The sequence below is a fragment of the Amycolatopsis sp. NPDC114504 genome (assembly GCF_055633595.1).
In genome coordinates, this window is the sequence record NZ_JBVKDU010000006.1 from 526,862 (window position 1) to 546,246 (window position 19,385).

Here is a 19,385-nt window from a genome sequence, read left to right on the forward strand (position 1 = left end):
ACGCCCGCCTCAGTCCCCCGCGCGCCTCCCTCGGGCAGCTCCTTCGCCGACGCGTTTCGATCGCCGCGCGGACCCCCGGCGACGTCGCCGGCACCTCCCACCGTTCGCCCACTCCCTCTGGTGGCTCGCCCCTCGACCGTCTCAGAAAGCGCTTTCTCACGCAACGGCCGCCAAGAATGTCAACGTTGTCACCAGAGGCCATGGACCGGAACGGACGACTCAGCCCGCCCAGCCGACCACGAAATGCGCCCACGGCCGGCGACTCTCAACAGCGCGGCCGTCGCCGCACAACCCCGGCGGCGCCCCGCGATCACCTCAACCGGCGCAGGTTGCCGGAAACCGGTCAGCGACTCTTACTACGAGGCTCACGTTTCCGCGGCTGCCGGCTCTCGGCCCGCGCCGCTCGCATGTCCAAGAAAGCGGCCACGCCCGACACGAGCGCGGCCAGGAACCCGAGGAACCGGCCGAAGCCGGGGCCGATTGCGATGCCGGCGGCCTCGAAGATGCCACGCTGGTCCTCGTCGAACTCCCAGTCCAGCGTGAACCAGCCGATCACCATCAGCAGCAGCGACGCCAACGCGACCGCCAGCCACAGGTGCGGCAGGCCACTGACCCGCGCTTTCCTGATTCGCCCGAAGAAGACCACGACCAGCCCGGCCAGCAGCAAGGGCAGCGGCGGGCACCACGCGAAGAAGGTCGAGTGCCACGCGTCGCGGACGACATCGCTGTGGTCCAACTGCGAGAGAATGTCTTCGATGTCCGGTTTGTTGGTGCTGAGCGTGGTCCACGGCAGGAACATCGAGCCCAGCGCGAGCAGCCCGGCCGCCAGGCCGAGCCACTCGCGCCAGGTGACGCTCTTGACGGAAAACGGCTGTGTCATGAAAACGGTCAGGAACCGACGCGCTCGATGATCAGCTCGCGGACCCGCTTGGCGTCAGCTTGTCCCTTGGTCGCCTTCATGACCGCGCCGACGATCGCGCCCGCCGCGGCCACCTTGCCGCCGCGGATCTTGTCCGCGACGTCCGGCTGTCCCGCCAGGGCCTCGTCGATCGCCGCGAGCAGTGCCGAGTCGTCCGAGACGACCTTCAGCCCGCGCTTCTCGACGACCTCGCGCGGCTCGCCCTCACCGGCGAGCACGCCCTGGACGACCTCCTTGGCGAGCTTGTTCGTCAGCTCGCCGGAGGAAACCAGCCCGATGACCTCGGCCACCTGCTTCGGCGTGATCGGCAGGTCGGCCAGCTCGACCTCGCGGGCGTTCGCCTCCTGCGCCAGCGTGTTGACCCACCAGCCGCGGGCCTCGTCCGGCGACGCGCCGGCCTCGACCGTGGCCGCCACGAGGTCGACAGCGCCGACGTTCAGGAGGTCACGGAGGGCTTCGTCGGAAAGCGACCACTCCTGCTGGATCCGCTTCCGCCGTTCCGACGGCATCTCGGGAAGCGTGCCGCGCAGTTCCTCGACCCACTCGCGCGACGGCGCGATCGGGACCAGGTCGGGCTCCGGGAAGTACCGGTAGTCCTCGGCGGTCTCCTTGGTCCGGCCGGGCGACGTGGAGCCGTCGGCCTCCTGGAAGTGCCGGGTCTCCTGCTTGATCGAGCCGCCGCCGGCGAGGATCGCCGCCTGCCGCGTCATCTCGTACCGCACCGCGCGCTCGACGCTGCGCAGCGAGTTGACGTTCTTCGTCTCCGTGCGGGTGCCGAACTCGGTCGCGTCCTTCGCCATCAGCGAGACGTTCGCGTCACAGCGCAGCGAGCCCTGGTCCATGCGGACGTCCGACACGTCGAGCGCGCGCAGCAGGTCACGCAGCGCGGACACGTACGCCCGCGCGACCTCGGGCGCCCGCTCGCCGGTGCCCTCGATCGTCTTCGTGACGATTTCGATCAACGGCACGCCGGCGCGGTTGTAGTCGAGCAGCGAGTGCTCGGCACCGTGGATCCGGCCGGTGGCGCCGCCGACGTGCAGCGACTTGCCGGTGTCCTCCTCCATGTGCGCGCGCTCGATCTCCACGCGCACGACCTCGCCGTCGTCGAGCGTGACGTCGAGGTAGCCGTTGAAGGCGATCGGCTCGTCGTACTGCGACGTCTGGAAGTTCTTCGGCATGTCCGGGTAGAAGTAGTTCTTCCGCGCGAACCGGCACCACTCGGCGATCTCGCAGTTCAGCGCGAGGCCGATCCGGATCGCGCCCTCGACGGCCTTGCCGTTGAGAGCCGGCAGCGCACCCGGCATGCCGAGGCAGGTCGGGCACACCTTCGTGTTCGGCTCGCCGCCGAACTCGTTTTCGCAGCCGCAGAACATCTTCGTGTTCGTGTTCAGCTCGACGTGCACCTCGAGCCCCAGCACGGGGTCGAACCGCTCGATGACGTCGGCGTAGTCCATCAACTCGGCCACGGCAGTCACTTCGTTCCTCCCAGCTCCGGGACCTTGTGGATGAGCGCCCCGCCGGCGGCGGCGTCGCGCGCGGCCTCGTAGGCGGCGCCGACCCGGTAGAGCCGGTCGTCGGCCAGCGCCGGGGCCATGATCTGCAGGCCGACTGGCAGGCCGTCCTCGTCGGACAGCCCGCTCGGCACGCTCATCGCGGCGTTGCCGGCCAGGTTCGACGGGATCGTGCACAGGTCGGCGAGGTACATCGCCATCGGGTCGTCGACGCGCTCGCCGATCTTGAACGCCGTGGTCGGCGTCGTGGGCGAAACGAGGACATCGACCTTTTCGAAGGCGGCCGCGAAGTCACGCGTGATCAGCGTGCGCACCTTCTGCGCCGAGCCGTAGTAGGCGTCGTAGTAGCCGGACGACAACGCGTAGGTGCCCAGCATGATCCGCCGCTTGACCTCGGCGCCGAAGCCCTTTTCGCGGGTGAGCGACATGACCTCTTCGGCGCTGTGCGTGCCATCGTCGGCGACGCGCAGGCCGTAGCGCATGGCGTCGAACCGGGCGAGGTTCGACGAGCACTCGCTCGGCGCGATCAGGTAGTACGCGGGCAGCGCGTAGACGAAGTTCGGACACGACACTTCGACGACCTCGGCACCGAGCGCACGCAGCTGCTCGACCGCGGCCTGGAACGACCGCTCCACGCCCGGCTGGTAGCCGTCGCCGCCGAACTCCTTCACGACGCCGACCTTGACGCCCTTGAGGTCACCCGTCATGCCCTGCCGGGCCGCGGCGACCACCGGCGGCACCGGCGCGTCGATGGAGGTCGAGTCCAGCGGGTCGTGCCCGGCGATGACCTCGTGCAGCAGGGCGGCGTCGAGCACCGTCCGCGCGCAGGGCCCAGCCTGGTCGAGCGATGACGAAAACGCGACCAGGCCGTACCGCGACACCCCGCCGTAGGTCGGCTTGACCCCGACGGTGCCGGTGACGGACCCGGGCTGCCGGATCGACCCACCGGTGTCGGTGCCGATGGCGATGGCGGCTTCGAACGCCGCGATCGACGCCGACGAGCCGCCGCCCGACCCGCCCGGGATGCGGGCGTGGTCCCACGGGTTGTGCGTCGGGCCGTACGCCGAGTTCTCGGTCGACGACCCCATGGCGAACTCGTCCATGTTCGTCTTGCCGAGAATCACGACACCGGCCTCGCGCAGCTTGCGCGTCACGGTCGCGTCGTACGGCGGGATCCAGCCTTCGAGCGTTTTCGAACCACAGGTGGTCGGGATGCCCTCGGTGGTCAGGACGTCTTTCAGCGCGAGCGGCACGCCGGCCAGCGCCGACGCGGGAGCGTTGCCCGCGGCGATGCCCTCGTCGACGGCCTTGGCCGCGGCCAGCGCGCCCTCGGTGTCGACGTGCAGGAACGCGTGGATGTGGTCGTCGACCTCGGCGATCCGGTCCAGGTGGGCCTGCGTGACCTCGACCGCGGACACCTCGCGCGCGTGGATCTTCTCCGCCAGTTCCGCGGCGGTCAGCTTGATGAGCTCGGTCACTGCTCTTCCCCCAGAATCCGCGGCACCCGGAAACGCCCGTCCTCGGCGGCCGGCGCACCGGACAGCGCCTGCTGCTGCGTGAGCCCGGGGACGACGACGTCCTGCCGGAAGACGTTCGTCAGCGGCACGGCGTGCGACGTCGGCGGCACATCGGCGGCGGCGACCTCGCTCACCTTGGCCACCGAGTCCAGGATCTGGTCGAGCTGGCCGGCGAAGACGTCGAGCTCGTCGTCGGTCACGGCCAGCCTGGCCAGCTTCGCGAGGTGCGCGACCTCGTCTCGGGAAATGTTGGGCACGCGGGTGACTCCCGGGTTGTGCTGTGCGGGTTGTCTCGGAAGCTGCAAGTCTATGGTGACGACGTCGGCGGACTCGACTGGGTTACGCCCGGCGCAGGCCGGGTGCCGTCCGGCGACGCTGGCATCCCGCCCGGCGGACAGTGGGTCCCGCGGGCCGGGTGGGTCTGTCACAATCGGCGACCGGCATCAAGCGTCCCACGGCAAGGCTGGGACGCCAGAGGCGAGAGGGGCGCGTGGTGTCGTTCCTGATCCGGGTCCTCCTTCCGGACAGCCCGGGGACCCTCGGCGCGGTCGCCACGGCGCTCGGCACGGTAGGCGCCGACATACTCAGCGTGGACGTCGTCGAGCGCGGTACCGGAGTGGCGGTGGACGACCTGGTGGTCGAGCTCCCGTCCGGCCGGCTGCCCGACGCGCTCATCACGGCGGCGGAGAGTGTCGAAGGCGTCGAAGTGGACGCGGTCCGCCCCTACGCGGGCGTGCTGGACACGCATCGCGAGCTCGAACTTGTCGAAGAAATCGCCGCGCAGCCGAAGTCCGGCCTCGACATCCTGGCCGAAGGTGTGCCCCGCATCGTGCGCGCCGGCTGGGCAATGATCGTCGAGCACTCCGAGACCGGCGCCCTCCGGCTGGCGTCGTCGAGCGCCGCCCCGGAAACCCCGATCACGGACCTGCCCTGGCTACCGCTCGAGCGCGCGACGGTTCTCGACAGCGAAGAAGCCTGGATCCCGGAGACGTGGCAGGAGCTGGGCACCGAGCTGGCGGCGACGCCGTTGGGCAAACCGGGCAAGGCGCTGCTCGTCGCCCGCCCCGGCGGCCCGGCTTTCCGAGCGGCCGAGGTCGCCCGGCTCGCCCACCTCGCGGGGATCGTCGCGGTCGTCCTCGACGGCTAGCCCGTGCGTTGCCGAAAGGGGACGAGGCCGCGTCCCCTTTTCGACGAACGCCAGGTCAGACGTCGATCTGGTAGGCGATCAAGCTGATGCCCGGGAACGGCCGCCAGTCCCGTTCGGCCAGCCGTGCGAACCCGAGACGCTCGTAGAGCCGGTGCGCGGCGTGCATCCGGTCGAGGCTGCTGAGCACGACCTTCGGGACGCCCAGCGCCCGCGCACGGTCGAGCACGGCCCGCGTCAACGCCTCGCCGACACCACGACCACGCGCCGACGGCACCACCGCGAGCATCCTGAACTCCAGCTCCCCGGGACGCGAGATCTCGGCGTACGGCGACCCCGGCCGCACGACGGTGACGGTGCCGAGCACCTCCCCCGCCGCATCGACGGCGACGAGCACGTCGGCCAGCCTGGCCCGGCTCGCGACGTCACGCAGCTTCGCGTCGTACCCGACGTCGTCGGCCAAGTGACCATCGACGTCGTAAGCCTGAACCGTGACCTCGCCCGCCGCGGCGTACTCCTCGGGCCGCGGTGGCCGAATCTCGACATCACCCATCCGACTCCCCGGCCTCGCCTTCGGCTGTCTCCTCTGAGGCGGTCTCGTCGCCGGTCGGCAACGCCACCTCCTGCGCCGCCTCGGCCCCCCGCTCCAGCAGGACCCGGAAGCCGGCTTCGTCGAGCACCGGCACCTTGAGCTGCACGGCCTTGTCGTATTTCGAACCAGGCGAATCCCCGACGACAACGAACGAGGTCTTCTTCGAGACCGACCCGGCGGCCTTGCCGCCGCGGGCCATGATGACCTCCTTGGCCTCGTCGCGGGAGAACCCGTCGAGCGAGCCCGTCACCACGATCGACAGGCCCTCGAGGTTGCGCGGAATCGACTCGTCGCGCTCCTCCTCCATCCGCACACCGGCGCGTCGCCACTTTTCGACGATCTCGCGATGCCAGCCGACCTCGAACCACTCCTGCGTCGCATGCGCGATGGTCGGGCCCACGCCGTCGACATCCGCGAGCTCCTCTTCGGTGGCCTGCTCGATCCGCTCGACCGAGCCGAACTCGCGGGCCAGCGCCTGCGCCGCGGTCGGCCCGACGTGCCGGATCGACAAAGCGACCAGCACCTTCCACAAAGGTCGATCTTTGGCCACGTCGAGATTCGCGAGCAGCTTTCGCGCGTTCGCCGACAACTCGCCGGCCTTCGTGCGGAATAGCTCGACCTCGGCAAGGCTGTCCTCGTTCAGGTCGAAGACGTCACCCTCGTCGGCGACGACCCGCGCATCGAGCAGCGCGACCGCGGCCTCGTACCCGAGGACCTCGATGTCGAAGGCGCCGCGCCCGGCCAGGTGGAAGAGCCGCTCCCGCAGCTGCGCGGGACAGAACCGCGTGTTCGGGCAGCGGATGTCCTTGTCGCCTTCCTTCTGGTAGGCGAGCTCGGTACCGCATTCCGGGCAGTGGGTGGGCATGACGAACTCGCGCTCGTCGCCCGTGCGCGCGTCCACGACCGGCCCCAGCACCTCGGGGATGACGTCGCCGGCCTTCCGGATGACGATCCGGTCGCCGATCAGCACGCCCTTGCGCTTCACTTCCTCCTGGTTGTGGAGGGTGGCGCGCGCGACGGTCGACCCCGCGACCGTGACCGGCTCGGTGACCGCGAACGGGGTCACCCGCCCGGTTCGCCCAACACCGACCTGGATGTCCAGCAGCGTGGTGATCGCTTCTTCCGGCGCGTACTTGTAGGCGATCGCCCACCGCGGCGCGCGCGTCGTCGTACCCAGCCGTCGCTGCAGCGCGACCTCGTCGACCTTGATGACGACGCCGTCGATCTCGTGCTCGGCGTCGTGCCGATGCTCACCCCAGTACGTGATGTGGTCGGTGAGCTCCTCGGCCGTGGTCAGGACCTTGCTGTGCGGCGACACCGGCAGCCCCCACGCGGCCAGCGCGTCGTACGCCTCCGACTGACGCTGCGGTTCGAAGCCCTGGCGCTTGCCGAGGCCGTGGCAGATCAGCCGCAGCCGGCGTTCGCGGGTGATCTTCGGGTCCTTCTGCCGCAATGAACCGGCCGCGGTGTTGCGCGGGTTCGCGTAGGGAGGCTTGCCCGCCTCGACCATCTTCGCGTTCAGCTCGAGGAAGTCCTCGACGCGGAAGTAGACCTCACCGCGCACCTCGACCAGAGCGGGCACCGGGAACTGCTCGGTCGCGGTGAGCGTCTCGGGCACCTGGTCCAGCGTGCGCATGTTCAGCGTGACGTCTTCGCCGGTCCGCCCGTCACCGCGAGTGAGCGCACGGGTGAGGTGGCCGTTTTCGTACAAGAGGTTGATGGCCAGGCCGTCGATCTTCAGCTCGGCGAGGAACTCGGTGCGCCCGACCTCCTTCTCGACGCGCTCCACCCAGGCCAGGAACTCGTCCCGGTCGAACACGTTGTCCAGGCTGAGCATGCGTTCGAGGTGGTCGTGCGCGGTGAACTCGGTCGAGAACGTGCCGCCGACGCGCTGGGTCGGCGACTCCGGCGTGACCAGCGCCGGGTGCGCATCCTCGATCCCCTGAAGCTCGCCGAGCAGCTCGTCGAACTGCCCGTCGGAGATGATCGGCGAATCCAGGACGTAGTAGCGGAACTGGTGGTTACGCAGTTCCTCCGCGAGGGCGGCGTGCCGCTCGCGGACCTCGGCCGGGACGTCGGTGACGTCCTCGGCGGCCACCGGGGCGTCAACCGCCGCGACCTGGTCCTGGGGAAGTTCGGTGCTGCTCACGGGCAGTAACTCTAGTCGGCAGGACCGACATTTTCGGCGGTGCCGTCGCCCAGTCCGCGGACCAGTTCACGGAACTCCAGAAGGGTGATCGCGCCGGCCGGTTCGACCGCCGCGGTCTCCACGCGCCGTAGCCGCTCGGCGGCGAGCCGTTCACCCAATGTGGCGTCGAGCGGCAGGAACGTCATGGTCTGCCGGGCGGCCTCGTCGAGGTCACCGAAGCCGGGGTGGAAGACGGCGACGTCGACCACGTGCTCGTCTTCGTCGACCTGGGCGACGACCCGGACGTCGGCCAGCGCGATCCGGTGCTCGCCGAGGTTGACGGTGACCTCCGTCGGATCGGGCACGGGCGGGACGGAGTCGTGGTACTCCCAGATCGCGTCGGCCGGCGGTGCGGCGGCCCGCCACGCGTCGGTGAACGGCCGCAGCTCCGGGTCCTCCTGACCGGTCACGACCAGGGCGTAGATCGACCGACGACCACGTTCGAGCGAAAAGTGCAGCCGCGGGTGCAGCGCCTCGACCAGCTGGCAGAGCTCGTGCTCGACCCGGTGCGGTTCACCCTCGCCGAGCGCCGCGCTGACCATCGGGAGCAGGTCGTACCAGCCGTGCCAGAACGCCGCCCCGGCGGCCGCCGGGTCCTCCGGCACGTGTTGCTCGGGCCACGCGGTGCGCGGGTCGGGCGGATCGGCGACGGTGCTCTTGCGGCGGAACAGGCGCATGGTTAAGGGTGGTCCTCGTTCGGTCGGCTACCCGCCACGCTACTGGCCGGGCGGAGTGGACGTCGGCGAGTTGCCGAATTCCGTCACCAGCCTTCGGGGGGCTCCACGAAGGCCTTGCCGAGATCACGCGTCAGCGAGAGGGTGCGACGCATCCAATCGGGCGTGGCGCCGGCGAGGCCGCAGGCGGGCGTCGGCACCGCGCGTTCGGCGAGGACGCTCCGGTTGAAGCCGAGCCGGTCGGCCAGCCGGAACGCCGGCTCGCCGACGTCTTTCAAGGTCAACGGAGACGCGGGCTCCGTTGTCGGGACAGCGCCCAGGAACAGCGTCGCCCCGCCGTCCCAGACTTCGCCGATCTCATCGAGGAACGCAGCGGATGCGCCGTCGAGCGCGGCGAGGTCGAACGCCAGGGCGTCGGCACCGGCTTCGCGCAGCAGGCCGAGCGGCGGCTTCGCGGCGCAGCAGTGCAGGATCACCGGCCGGCCGGTGATCGCCTTCGCGCCGTCGATCACCGTCGAGAGCAGGTCACGTGCCTCGGGCTCCGGCACGGCAGCAACGTTCCCGTAACCGGACGGCGTCGACAGGCCACCGGCCAGTACCGCGGGCAGCGACGGCTCGTCGAACTGGACGACCACGGGCGCCCCGGTCCTGGCCTGGACCTCCGCGACGTGCCCGGCGAGGCCGTCCAGCAGGGAGGACGTGAAGTCCCGCAAGGCGCCGTGGTCGGTGAGGACCCGATGCCCCCGGGGCAGCTCGATCCCGGCACCCAGTGTCCACGGACCGGCCAGCTGGACCTTGAAGACCGGCGGGGTTGCTCCGGCCTTCTCCCGTGCCTCCTGCAGAGCGTCGAGATCCCACCGCAGCAGGTCGACGGCCCGTCGGTGCTCGTGCCCCGGCCGCGCCGCGACGCGGTAGCCGCTCGGGACGACCTCGACGGCCAGGTCGACCAGCAGCGCGGCGGTCCGGCCAAGCATGTCGGCACCGACGCCGCGGGCCGGCAGCTCCGGCAGGTGCGGGAAGTCCGGCAGCTCGCCGAACACGATCGCCGCCGCTTCCGCGGGGTCCGTGCCCGGCATCGATCCGATCGCCGTCGCGGCACCGCTGGGCCAAACTCGCTCACTCACGACCACCGATTCTGGTCGACCACCCGCCGGTGACGCCGACCGGGCTGCCGCACCGGGCCGCCCGGAGACAGACATACGCCGCATTTGCCGTTACCGGCACCGTGACGGGGTCCACGCGGTTAGGCTCACCCGCCATGACGAGTTCGCCACCGCAACCGGGCTGGTATCCCGACGCGCGGGACCCCCGTCTGCACCGTTGGTGGGACGGCCGGGTCTGGACCGCCAACACCAGGCCCGCCCAGCAGACACCACCAACGAGCGACTCCGAGCGGATCGAGCTGGACATCGAGCGGGCCCACGACCCGGCGCGTGTCCAAGACCAGGTCAATCGCGCGACCCGCGGCCGAGGCGCCGCACGCGCCGGCGGTGGGACTCTGTTCACCGAGCCGGTCCTGGTGGTCAACCAGCGCGCGAAGCTGATCGAGATGGCCAACGAGTTCGGCGTCTTCGACCAGCACGGCAATCGGATCGGCGGAGTCGTCCAGGTAGGGCAAAGCACGTTGAAGAAGGCGATCCGCCTCCTGACCAACTACGACCAGTTCCTGACCCACAAGTTCGAGGTCCGGGACGCCAACCACAGCACCGTGCTCAAGGTGACCCGGCCCGCCAAGGTCTTCAAGTCGCGGTTCCTCGTCACGCGGGCCGACGAGACCCCGATCGGCGAGATCGTCCAGGAGAACGTCTTCGGGAAGATCCGCTTCGGCTTCGTCGTCGACGGCCACACGGTGGGCGGGATCTTCGCCGAGAACTGGCGTGCCTGGAACTTCTCGATCCGCGACCACACCGACACCGAGGTCGCCCGCGTGACCAAGACGTGGGGCGGCTTCCTCAAGGCCGCCTTCACCACCGCCGACAACTACGTCGTCGAGGTCCCCCACCCGCTGCCCGATCCGCTCGCCAGCATGGTGGTCGCCGCGGCGCTCACGATCGACACCGCCCTGAAGCAGGACACCAACTGAGCGAGTGACCGGCGTCTCAGCTGCTCCAGGTGGACAGCGCGCCCGGCACGGCTCAGGGTGATTGAAGGCCGGGACACCGCAGTCTCGCCGGGCCGGAGGTCACCGTGGAACCGTTGCCGGAAAGCGTCGACAGGAACTGGACCGAGCCCGGGATCTACGAGGTCTCGGCCGGTGTCTATCGGATCCCGTTGCCCCTACCCAACGATGCTCTGCGCGCGGTCAACGTCTACGCGGTCACCGACGGCGAGAAGCTGGTCCTGATCGACTCCGGCTGGGCGTTGACCGTGGCGCGGCAACAGCTCGCCGACGCGCTCAGCGGAATCGGCGCGGAGCTCGCCGATGTCAGCGAGTTCCTCGTGACCCACGTGCACCGCGATCACTATTCGCAGGCTGTCGTCCTTCGTCGAGAATTCGGCTCGAAGATCGCTCTGGGACAGGACGAAGAGCCATCGCTGAAGGCTTCCGGCAACCCTGACCGGCTGCCGATGGAAGCTCAGATCGACCTGCTGTTCCAGGCCGGCGCCCGCGAAGTCGTCGAAGCCCTGGCCCGCGATTTCGGCACGGACCGGCGGCACACGGAAGCCGATCTTTGGGAAGCGCCCGATGAGTGGCTGACTCCGGGACGACGTTCGATCCTGCCCGGCCGCGCGTTCGACGTCGTCGCCACGCCCGGCCACACGGCCGGCCATGTCGTGTTCATCGACGACACCGCCGATCTGCTGTTCTCCGGCGATCACGTGCTGCCGCACATCACGCCTTCGATCGGATTCCAACCCGTGCCGGCCGAGTTGCCGCTCAACGACTTCATCGACTCACTGCGCCTGGTGCGCGCGATGCCCGACCGCCGCATGCTTCCCGCGCACGGTCCCGTCTCCGAAAGCGTGCACACGCGGGTCGACGAACTGCTGGAACACCATCGGCAACGCCTCGAAACGATCGGCTCCCAGATAGCGGCCGGCGCGAGCACCGCATTCGAGGCCGCGCACCGGATCGGCTGGACCCGCCGCAACCGCAAGCTGTCCGAAATGGACTCGTTCAACCAGACGCTCGCAGTCCTGGAGACAGCGGCACACCTCGACCTGCTGGTATCCCAGGGCAAACTGACCGCCCAAGCCGTCGATGGCGTCCGCCACTACACGACACCCTGAGCGGCACCTCAGCCAGCACCGCGGGTAGCCACGCCGTCGCAGTTACGACGCTCGACCGGCGTCCTGCATACTGGGTGAAATGGATGTCATCAGACGTGCCAGAGCGACGGACATCGAGGCGCTCGTGCGTCTGTTCGGCGCACCGGGCGAGCCGCTGGCAGCCGCACTTCGCGAACTCATGACCACCCCGTACGTCACACTGGTCGTCGCCGAGGACGACAACGGCGTCGCTGGTACCGCGCAACTGACGGTGCTGCGAGGACTCGCCTGGGAAGGCGCGACTCGCGGTTTGCTCGAAGGCATCCGAGCCGCTCGGCGCGGAGTGACCAGCGCACTTCTGACCTGGGGTATCGACGAAGCCCGTCGACGAGGCTGCAGCCGTCTTCACCTCGATTCCGGTCTCGCGCGCGCCGACCTGCGAGACTTCTACGCACGCTTCGGGTTCGAGCAGAGCTATCAAGGGTTCACCCGAGTTCTGTGATACTGGCGCCGTGAGCGACTACACCATCCGCAAGGCACGGCGTGAGGACATCGGTGCGATAGTGCGCATGCTGGCGGACGACCAGCTCGGTGCGGCTCGCGACGATCCCCATGACCTCGAGCCCTACCTGCACGCTTTCGAGCAAATCGATGCCGATCCGAACCAGCTTCTGGTCGTCGTGACCTCCGCCGACGAACCGGTCGGAACCTTGCAGCTGACGATCATCCCCGGTCTCGCCCGGCGCGGCGCTCTTCGCGGCCAGGTCGAGGCTGTCCGGATCCATGCCGACCATCGCGGCTCCGGCCTCGGCGCCGACCTCATGCGCTGGGCGATCGACGAGTCGAGACGACGCGGATGCGCGCTCGTGCAGCTCACGTCGGATGTCTTGAGGACCGACGCACACCGGTTCTACGAGCGACTGGGCTTTGCCCCAAGCCACACCGGGTTCAAGCTCAAGCTCTGAGCGTCGAAGGCGTTGGCACATAAAGTTTCTCATCCGTCCATATAGGACCTAAGATCGATCGATCCTCCTCCCGGAATCAGTGACGCGCACGCCCACCCACGCGAACCATTCCGAATCAATTCGAGTACGTCAAGTCGCGAAGGGCGCGAACGGACCGTTCGCTCCCTTTTACCACCCATTCTTCTGAATCTCGGTGACATTTCCCGAGAGTCCTCGTACCGTCGGACTCATGTCACCTTCCCAGCCGCTCCGCAAACTCACCCCTCCCACTGACTCCTCGAACATCTACGACAAGCTCCCGTTCGTGCTGACAACGGTCCGCGCTGACCCGGATGTGTTGCAACGCATGAAAGACGAACAGGTCGTCGACCTGATCCGCGTCACCGATGCGGAGATCTCCAAGCTGCAAGCCCTGCAGCTACGGGCGATCTCAGACCTCAGCGTGCGCCGGAGACGGGCGCCCGGCACCGCTTCCGAAGTGGCGTTGGCCTTGTCCATCACGGAACACCGGGCCGGTGCCATGGTCTCGGCGGCGAACGCGCTGATCGCCCGCCTTCCCCGCATGCTCAACCTCATGGACGACGGCCGGCTCGACCTCTACCGCGCCATGAAAGTCACGGATGCGACGGCATGGCTGTCCAGAGATCACGTACTCCTCGTCGACGCTACGCTCGAGGATCGCGTCCCAGGACGCAATGCCACTCAGGTCCGCCGGGCCGCGGCCTACGCAGCCGCGAAAGCGGATCCGGAGGGAGCGGCGCAGCGCACCGAACGGAGTCTCGTCGAACGGCGGCTGGCTCTGCACCACCAGGACACCGGCGTGACCAGTCTTTCGATCAACAACGCGCCTACCGAGAAGGCAACTGCGGCGTACGCACGTATCGACCGAGCAGCTCGAGCATTGAAGACTCCTGAGGAGTCTCGAACACTGGACCAGCTCCGAGCGGACGTCGCCATGGATCTGCTGCTCAGCGGAACAGGTGGCGCAAGCGAGCGCACCGAAGTGTTCCTACACGTCGACCTGGCCACGTACCTCGGCGTGAACGACTTCCCGGCGGCCCTGGCTGGACGCGGCCCCATCGCGGCATCAGTGGCCCGTCGCATCATCAGCGGCTCCGACACAACGCTCCGACGAGTCCTCACCGATCCGCGTACCGGCCAAGCGATCGAGCTGTCGCCGACGCGGTACCCGCTGGATCCGGCGCACGACGAGTTCATCCGGGTCCGGGACCGTGAGTGCCGGCAGCCCGGATGCACGCGCCCTGCGCAGAACTGCGCAATCGAACCGACCCGTGCGCAAGGCGAGGCCAAAGAAACCGCGGATCAGCCGATCACGTACTGCCCTCGACACCGCAGGCTGAAGAGCCAGCCCGGTTGGGACTACGAAGTCACATCTGATGGCACGGTGAACGTCGCGACACCAGCCGGCCGGACCCACTCGACGAAACCGCCGTCAATGCATTCCGGCCGACGAGTGAACCGAAGCCGCAAGAAGCCACGGCTATGACCGACAGTCAGCGCGTACCCGAGATCTTCGCACTGCCCAGAACGATGTCCCCGTCCTCGGCATCCGGCCGGTAGAGCACGACGACCTGGCCCGGGGCGACCCCGCGCAGCGGCTCGCGAAGATGCACCGTCATGGTGTCGGAATCCACGTCGGCGACCGCGTCGGCGATGCCTCCATGTGCCCTGACCTGTACCACGCATTCGGTCGGTTCGGTCAGCGGCTCACCACCTGGCCAGATCGCGCGGTCGGCCTCGATCGTCTTGATCCCGAGCTCCGCTGCGGAACCGACCTTGACGGAGCCGGAAACCGGTTCGAGCGACAGGACATATCGAGGACGGCCGTCAGGCGCCGGGGCCTCGATCCCGAGCCCCTTGCGCTGTCCGACGGTGAAGCCGTGCACCCCGGTGTGCCGGCCGAGCACTGCGCCGGTCTCCGCGTCCACGAGTTCGCCAGGACGCTGGCCCAGTCGGTTCTCCAAGAACTTCTTGGTGTCACCGTCCGGGATGAAGCAGATGTCGTGGCTGTCCGGCTTGTTGGCGACAGACAGACCGCGCCGCTCCGCCTCGGCACGCACGTCGGTCTTCCACGAGTCGCCCAGAGGGAACATGGCATGGCTGAGCTGCTCGGCGGTGAGGGAGGCGAGCACGTAGGACTGATCCTTGCCACTGTCAGCACTGCGACGCAGCTCAGGCACGCCGTCCACCACGGAGAGGCGCGCGTAGTGGCCCGTCGCGACCGCGTCGAAGCCGAGCGCCATCGCCTTCTCGAGGAGAGCTTCGAACTTGATCTTCTCGTTACAGGTGACACACGGGTTCGGCGTGCGTCCGGCGGCGTATTCACCGACGAAGGTCTCAACAACCTCTTCGGTGAAGCGCTCCGCGAAATCCCAGATGTAGAAAGGGATTCCGAGGATGTCGGCGGCGCGCCGGGCGTCGTGCGAGTCTTCGATCGTGCAACACCCGCGTGACCCGGTCCGCAAGGTGCCGGGTTTGGCCGACAACGCCAGGTGCACGCCGACGACGTCATGCCCGGCATCGACCGCACGCGCGGCAGCCACCGCCGAGTCCACTCCTCCGCTCATGGCGGCCAAAACCCGCATTGCCTCTACACCTCTTGCTTCTCGTTCTGCTTGCGCATTCCGGCCAGGCCGGCCTGCCGGGCGCGCGTGACGACTCCGCCGATCTCGGCGGCGACCGCCTCGACGTCCGCGGCAGTGGAGGTGTGACCGAGGGAGAAACGGAGAGAACCCCGAGCCGCCGCAGGGTCGGCACCCATGGCGAGCAGGACGTGGCTCGGCTGAGCGACGCCCGCCGTGCACGCGGACCCCGTCGAGCATTCGATGCCCTTGGCGTCGAGCAGCATCAACAGGCTGTCGCCGGCGCAACCAGGAAATGTGAAATGAGCGTGGCTGGGCAGCCGCTCGCCGTCTTCGCCGTTGAGGATGGCGTCAGGTACTTCGCGTTGGATGACTTCGACGAGTCCGTCGCGGAGTTCCTCGACACGCTTCGCGTAATCGGCTCGGGTCGCGACGCTTGCCCGGACTGCAGCCGCGAAACCGACTATTGCCGGGACGTCGAGTGTGCCGGAGCGAACGCTGCGTTCCTGGCCTCCACCGTGCAGAAGGGGTACGCACGTTACGTCGCGGCCGAGCAGGAGGGCGCCCACGCCGAAGGGGCCACCGAGCTTGTGCCCGGTGAAGGTGAGTGCGGCGGCACCACTGGCCGCGAAGTCGACCGGGACAGCGCCGACGGCCTGTACCGCGTCGGTGTGGAGCGGGATGTCGAACTCGGCACAGACGGCGGCCAGGTCGGCGATCGGATTGATCGTCCCGACCTCGTTGTTGGCCCACATCACCGTCACCAACGCCACGGAGTCGGGATCTGAAGCGATGGCGGCACGGAGGGTATCGGGCGAGACGCGGCCCTGGCTGTCGACTTCCAGCAGCGTGATCGCGGCGCCGCAGTGGGATTCCAGCCATTCGACCGTGTCGAGGACGGCGTGATGCTCCGCGGCTCCGACCAGGATGCGGCGACGCTGTTCCTGCTCGTCGTGGCGGGCCCAGAAGATGCCCTTGAGCGCGAGGTTGTCGCTCTCGGTGCCGCCGCCGGTGAAGATCACCTCGGAGGGGCGGGCGCCCAGGGCGTCGGCGATGGTTTCGCGGGCTTCCTCGACCATTCGCCGAGCTCGGCGGCCCGAAGAGTGCAGTGCGGAGGCGTTGCCCACGTTGGACAGCGCCTCGGTCATCGCCGCTACGGCTTCGGGCAACATCGGAGTGGTCGCCGCGTGGTCGAGATAGGTCATCGCTCCATCAGGGTAGTCCGCTCCACCGCGTGACGAAGCCCACCCTGGGCCTCGAAGTGGCCTGTCACACCTTCGACGGCCAACGTCCGGTCAACCGGACCCCCAGCAGAGCGAGGGTCACTAAGGCCACCGTGAGCAGGGCCATCGCCGGTGAGGGATCGAGCACGGAGCCCACCACGCCGAACAGAACGCCGCCCAGACCGATGAGCAGCGCGGAACCCACCCAGTCGGCAAGCTGCACCGCCGAGGTGTTGAAGCCGCGCTCACCCTCAGGTGAATAGCGGAGCAGGAGGACGGAGATCGCCGGCATCGCGATCCCCATGCCGGCGCCGCCAACCGCACAGGCAATGAACGCCGTCCAGGCGGGGAACCAGGGCTGGGAGACGAGGCCGAAGCAGACCAAACCAGCCGCGACCAGCCAGAACCCTGTGCGGAGCGATGCCTCCCTGGACCAGTTGAGGAACCGGCCTTGCGCCGCCGAGGCCGCTGACCAGCCCAGCGCCGTGATGGTCAATGGCAGGCCGGCAAGGGCCGGGCTGTAGCCGTGGACCGCGCTCATCGTCAGGGGCAGATACGCCTCCATCCCGGCGTACGCGCCGGCGATCAGGGCGCGGGAGGCGACGACCGTCGGGAGGCCGGGGCGGGATGACAGCGTTCCGGTCGGGAGCAGCGTCCGGAGGGCATAGCCCAGCGCGACGAGCCCGGCCGTGCCATAGACGAGGGCGAGGAGCGACTGGTGCTGGGCTGCCCACGTCAGCGCTGCGACGCCGAGGGCCGCGACGATCGCCTGGACCACGCCCGCGCGGCGCCCGCTGGTGGATGGCGAGTGCGCAGGGAGGCGGCGCACGACCACCACCAGCATCGTCACACCGATGACCACCAGCGGAACGAGACCGAGGAAGACCCAGCGCCAGCCGATGCTGACCGTCAGCACACCGGCCACGGACGGCCCGATCACTGCCGGCAAGACCCAAGCGGCGGCGTTCGCCGCATAGATCACCGGGCGCTCCTGGTCGGTGAACGTCAACGCGATCAGGAGCGAGACCGAAACCAGGAGCAACCCCGAGCCGAAGCCCTGCAGCGCGCGGCCGAGGAGGAACGTCGGCATCCCGCTCGCCGTACCCGCCACGACCAGGCCCACCGCGAACAACACCGGCCCCGCCAGCAGGGCCGGCGCCGGGCCGAGGCGGTCGCCGATCCGGCCTGACAGCACCGTCGCGACCACGCTCGAAATGAGGAAGGTCGTGAACGGCCACGAGTACAGCGACAATCCATGGAGGTCGGCGACCAGGGTCGGCATCGCCGTCGCGACGCCCATGTTCTCGAACGCGACCAACGTGACCACGAGCAGCAGCGCGATCGTGGTCAGGCGATGTTCCGCAGTCCAGAGCACGCTGCGGCGACGGGGAGCGGAGTCGAGCGTCGATGCCATGATCAGCAGCGTGCAACCTCCAGCCCGCTGGAGGTCAAGCCGGTTTAGGCCGTGCGGTGCGCCACCGGCTCCAACCGCAGGTCGCGGGCCAGTGCGGCGGCCTCGCCGCGGGAGCTCACGTCCAGCTTGTCCAGGATGTTGCGGACGTGGAACTTCACCGTGTGCTCGCTGAGCTGCAGCTGTTCGGCGATCTGCCGGTTGCGCAGGCCCTGCGAGATTCCCGTCAGGACCTCGACCTCGCGCGGGTTGAGCCGGTCGAGCGGACGCAGCTCCGGCGGTTCGGCGACGCCGAGTGGCAGGACCGCGGTGACCGTAGTGCCCCAGCCCGGCACCGCGTCGACCTCCCAGTGGCCGCCGAGGGCGGTGAGCCGCTCGGTCAAGCCGCGGGCTGGGATCGCGCCGGCGACCTCAGGACTGTCGTCGCGGACCGTGATCCGCAACACCGGGCCGTCGAGCCGCCACGACGCCCGCAGGCGCGTGGTCGCCGGGCGGTCCAAGGCGGCGAGCACCAGCCCGCGGGTCATCGTCCGCGCCGTGTGGGCGATGTCCTGCGGAAGCGACGCGTCGCTAGCCGGGTCGACCAGGTCGACGTCGACCTCGGTGTGCCGGACCAGGTCGGCGAGCTGGGTCCTGAGCAAGGCGAACGCCGTGCCCGCTCGCTCCTCGGAAAGGGCCTGGTCTCGGTCGATGACGACCTTCAGGTCGAGCAACGCGTCGGTCGCCAGGTCGACCGCCGTGCGGCGGGCGACGGCGTCGGAGAGGCGTCCCGAGCGCAGCACCGCCAGGAGCGTGGTCAAGGTCGCCGCGTGGGTCTGGCCCAGGTCCGTGATCGCCTGGGCCCGTGCAGTGGCCGCCGCGAGGTTGCTGGCCAGGACGTCCGGGCCCGGATCGGCCGCGCGTTGGCCCGCGTCGGTGCTGAGGATGTGCCACAGCTGCGCGGCCAGCTCCAGCTCGGCCGTCGGCAGCTCGGTGTCCTCGGGCACGACGGCTAGCACTGCCCCCTGGCCGACCGCCGGCATCGACGAAAGCAGGACGAGACGGCGCTCGACGCCGCCCAGCACGCCGTCGACCACCAGGGCCTTGCCCGGCTCACTGCGGTCGACCAGCCGTTGCAGCTCGACGCTCGTCACGGCGTCGGCTATCGCCTGGTCACCGACGACCTTGAGCGGGCTGCGCGGACAGTCACCGGTCTGCATGGCCGCCGCGCGGTGCAGGATCAGCTTCCCCAGCTCGGTCGAGAACTGGAGCAGCAGATGGGTCCGCGGCGCCGACAGCAGCCGTTCGACGACGTCGAGCACGTGTCGCGGATCCGACCAGGAAGCGTCCATGCGACCCAAGGTAGGCGCGTCCGCGCCGCGGCGGCCTGCTCGTCCGGCTAGTGAACACTGCTCGTCCGAGTGGTTCGGCGGAATAGCCGCGCGGGTT

General features: G+C 69.2%; 18 protein-coding genes. 6 read left to right on the forward strand and 12 right to left on the reverse strand.

Features of this window, described 5'->3' with window-relative positions; all coding sequences use genetic code 11:
- Window positions 1-343 precede the first annotated feature (343 nt).
- Genes ACZ7PG_RS44260 through gatC form a run of 4 tightly spaced genes read right to left on the reverse strand, consistent with a single transcriptional unit; the run spans window position 344 to window position 4,204 of the window.
- Window positions 344-880 carry a hypothetical protein gene (locus ACZ7PG_RS44260; RefSeq protein WP_470245195.1) on the reverse strand — a complete coding sequence of 179 codons (537 nt, stop codon included), beginning with the start codon at window positions 878-880 and terminating at the stop codon, window positions 344-346.
- A gap of 8 nt (window positions 881-888) precedes the next feature.
- On the reverse strand, window positions 889-2,394 hold the full coding sequence (gene gatB / locus ACZ7PG_RS44265; RefSeq protein ID WP_470245196.1) for an Asp-tRNA(Asn)/Glu-tRNA(Gln) amidotransferase subunit GatB: 1,506 nt from the start codon (window positions 2,392-2,394) through the stop codon (window positions 889-891).
- Entirely contained in the window at window positions 2,391-3,908 is a 1,518-nt protein-coding gene (gene gatA / locus ACZ7PG_RS44270; protein ID WP_470245197.1) for an Asp-tRNA(Asn)/Glu-tRNA(Gln) amidotransferase subunit GatA, read from the reverse strand. Before gatA ends, gatB begins: the two co-directional genes overlap by 4 nt.
- Window positions 3,905-4,204 (reverse strand): Asp-tRNA(Asn)/Glu-tRNA(Gln) amidotransferase subunit GatC, encoded by a 300-nt coding sequence (gene gatC / locus ACZ7PG_RS44275; protein WP_470245198.1) that lies wholly within the window; start codon window positions 4,202-4,204, stop codon window positions 3,905-3,907. Before gatC ends, gatA begins: the two co-directional genes overlap by 4 nt.
- A 236-nt stretch (window positions 4,205-4,440) precedes the next feature.
- Here gatC and ACZ7PG_RS44280 point away from each other — a divergent pair, with 236 nt between their 5' ends.
- Window positions 4,441-5,094: an ACT domain-containing protein gene (locus ACZ7PG_RS44280; RefSeq protein ID WP_470245199.1), complete on the forward strand. Its 654-nt coding sequence runs from the start codon at window positions 4,441-4,443 to the stop codon at window positions 5,092-5,094.
- A gap of 55 nt (window positions 5,095-5,149) precedes the next feature.
- On the opposite strand, the gene ACZ7PG_RS44285 is transcribed toward ACZ7PG_RS44280, so the two are convergent.
- The 4 genes from ACZ7PG_RS44285 to ACZ7PG_RS44300 all read right to left on the reverse strand — a co-directional run bounded on the left by ACZ7PG_RS44285 (window position 5,150) and on the right by ACZ7PG_RS44300 (window position 9,669).
- A complete protein-coding gene (locus ACZ7PG_RS44285) occupies window positions 5,150-5,644 on the reverse strand; it encodes a GNAT family N-acetyltransferase (protein WP_470245200.1) in 495 nt (164 codons plus the stop codon).
- Window positions 5,637-7,832: an NAD-dependent DNA ligase LigA gene (gene ligA / locus ACZ7PG_RS44290; RefSeq protein WP_470245201.1), complete on the reverse strand. Its 2,196-nt coding sequence runs from the start codon at window positions 7,830-7,832 to the stop codon at window positions 5,637-5,639. Before ligA ends, ACZ7PG_RS44285 begins: the two co-directional genes overlap by 8 nt.
- Before the next feature lie 11 nt (window positions 7,833-7,843).
- Complete coding sequence (locus ACZ7PG_RS44295) at window positions 7,844-8,548, reverse strand: hypothetical protein (RefSeq protein ID WP_470245202.1); 705 nt, start codon at window positions 8,546-8,548, stop codon at window positions 7,844-7,846.
- A gap of 83 nt (window positions 8,549-8,631) precedes the next feature.
- Window positions 8,632-9,669 carry a uroporphyrinogen decarboxylase/cobalamine-independent methonine synthase family protein gene (locus tag ACZ7PG_RS44300; protein WP_470245203.1) on the reverse strand — a complete coding sequence of 346 codons (1,038 nt, stop codon included), beginning with the start codon at window positions 9,667-9,669 and terminating at the stop codon, window positions 8,632-8,634.
- A gap of 134 nt (window positions 9,670-9,803) precedes the next feature.
- Between ACZ7PG_RS44300 and ACZ7PG_RS44305 the strand changes: the two genes are divergently transcribed.
- The 5 genes from ACZ7PG_RS44305 (at window position 9,804) to ACZ7PG_RS44325 (ending at window position 14,227) form a co-directional block, all read left to right on the forward strand.
- Window positions 9,804-10,628 (forward strand): LURP-one-related family protein, encoded by an 825-nt coding sequence (locus ACZ7PG_RS44305; protein WP_470245204.1) that lies wholly within the window; start codon window positions 9,804-9,806, stop codon window positions 10,626-10,628.
- A 104-nt stretch (window positions 10,629-10,732) separates the two neighbouring features.
- The gene (locus ACZ7PG_RS44310; protein WP_470245205.1) at window positions 10,733-11,776 is read left to right on the forward strand and encodes an MBL fold metallo-hydrolase; all 1,044 of its coding nucleotides are present in this window, start codon (window positions 10,733-10,735) and stop codon (window positions 11,774-11,776) included.
- A 79-nt stretch (window positions 11,777-11,855) separates the two neighbouring features.
- Window positions 11,856-12,257 carry a GNAT family N-acetyltransferase gene (locus ACZ7PG_RS44315; protein ID WP_470245206.1) on the forward strand — a complete coding sequence of 134 codons (402 nt, stop codon included), beginning with the start codon at window positions 11,856-11,858 and terminating at the stop codon, window positions 12,255-12,257.
- A 10-nt stretch (window positions 12,258-12,267) separates the two neighbouring features.
- Entirely contained in the window at window positions 12,268-12,720 is a 453-nt protein-coding gene (locus ACZ7PG_RS44320; protein WP_470245207.1) for a GNAT family N-acetyltransferase, read from the forward strand.
- Between the two features lie 229 nt (window positions 12,721-12,949).
- Window positions 12,950-14,227 carry a DUF222 domain-containing protein gene (locus ACZ7PG_RS44325; RefSeq protein WP_470245208.1) on the forward strand — a complete coding sequence of 426 codons (1,278 nt, stop codon included), beginning with the start codon at window positions 12,950-12,952 and terminating at the stop codon, window positions 14,225-14,227.
- Between the two features lie 7 nt (window positions 14,228-14,234).
- Here the strand turns inward: ACZ7PG_RS44325 and mnmA are convergent, their stop codons facing one another.
- The 4 genes from mnmA to ACZ7PG_RS44345 form a co-directional block, all read right to left on the reverse strand.
- Complete coding sequence (mnmA, locus tag ACZ7PG_RS44330; protein WP_470245209.1) at window positions 14,235-15,326, reverse strand: tRNA 2-thiouridine(34) synthase MnmA; 1,092 nt, start codon at window positions 15,324-15,326, stop codon at window positions 14,235-14,237.
- Window positions 15,327-15,331: 5 nt separating this feature from the next.
- Window positions 15,332-16,528, reverse strand: coding sequence for a cysteine desulfurase family protein (locus ACZ7PG_RS44335; protein WP_470245210.1), 1,197 nt, complete (start codon window positions 16,526-16,528; stop codon window positions 15,332-15,334).
- 64 nt (window positions 16,529-16,592) lie between these two features.
- Window positions 16,593-17,960, reverse strand: a complete 1,368-nt coding sequence (locus ACZ7PG_RS44340) for an MFS transporter (RefSeq protein ID WP_470245211.1) — start codon at window positions 17,958-17,960, stop codon at window positions 16,593-16,595.
- A gap of 44 nt (window positions 17,961-18,004) precedes the next feature.
- A complete protein-coding gene (locus ACZ7PG_RS44345; RefSeq protein WP_470245212.1) occupies window positions 18,005-19,288 on the reverse strand; it encodes a helix-turn-helix transcriptional regulator in 1,284 nt (427 codons plus the stop codon).
- Window positions 19,289-19,385 lie beyond the last annotated feature (97 nt).

Coding starts and splice junctions, on each gene's coding strand:
- ACZ7PG_RS44295 (WP_470245202.1), bottom strand. CDS start 8,548: ATGCGCCTGTTCCGCCGCAAGAGCACCGTCGCCGATCCGCCCGACCCG.
- ACZ7PG_RS44335 (WP_470245210.1), bottom strand. CDS start 16,528: ATGACCTATCTCGACCACGCGGCGACCACTCCGATGTTGCCCGAAGCC.
- ACZ7PG_RS44345 (WP_470245212.1), bottom strand. CDS start 19,288: ATGGACGCTTCCTGGTCGGATCCGCGACACGTGCTCGACGTCGTCGAA.
- ACZ7PG_RS44325 (WP_470245208.1), top strand. CDS start 12,950: ATGTCACCTTCCCAGCCGCTCCGCAAACTCACCCCTCCCACTGACTCC.
- ACZ7PG_RS44260 (WP_470245195.1), bottom strand. CDS start 880: ATGACACAGCCGTTTTCCGTCAAGAGCGTCACCTGGCGCGAGTGGCTC.
- ACZ7PG_RS44340 (WP_470245211.1), bottom strand. CDS start 17,960: ATGGCATCGACGCTCGACTCCGCTCCCCGTCGCCGCAGCGTGCTCTGG.
- ACZ7PG_RS44285 (WP_470245200.1), bottom strand. CDS start 5,644: ATGGGTGATGTCGAGATTCGGCCACCGCGGCCCGAGGAGTACGCCGCG.
- ACZ7PG_RS44315 (WP_470245206.1), top strand. CDS start 11,856: ATGGATGTCATCAGACGTGCCAGAGCGACGGACATCGAGGCGCTCGTG.
- ACZ7PG_RS44305 (WP_470245204.1), top strand. CDS start 9,804: ATGACGAGTTCGCCACCGCAACCGGGCTGGTATCCCGACGCGCGGGAC.
- mnmA (WP_470245209.1), bottom strand. CDS start 15,326: ATGCGGGTTTTGGCCGCCATGAGCGGAGGAGTGGACTCGGCGGTGGCT.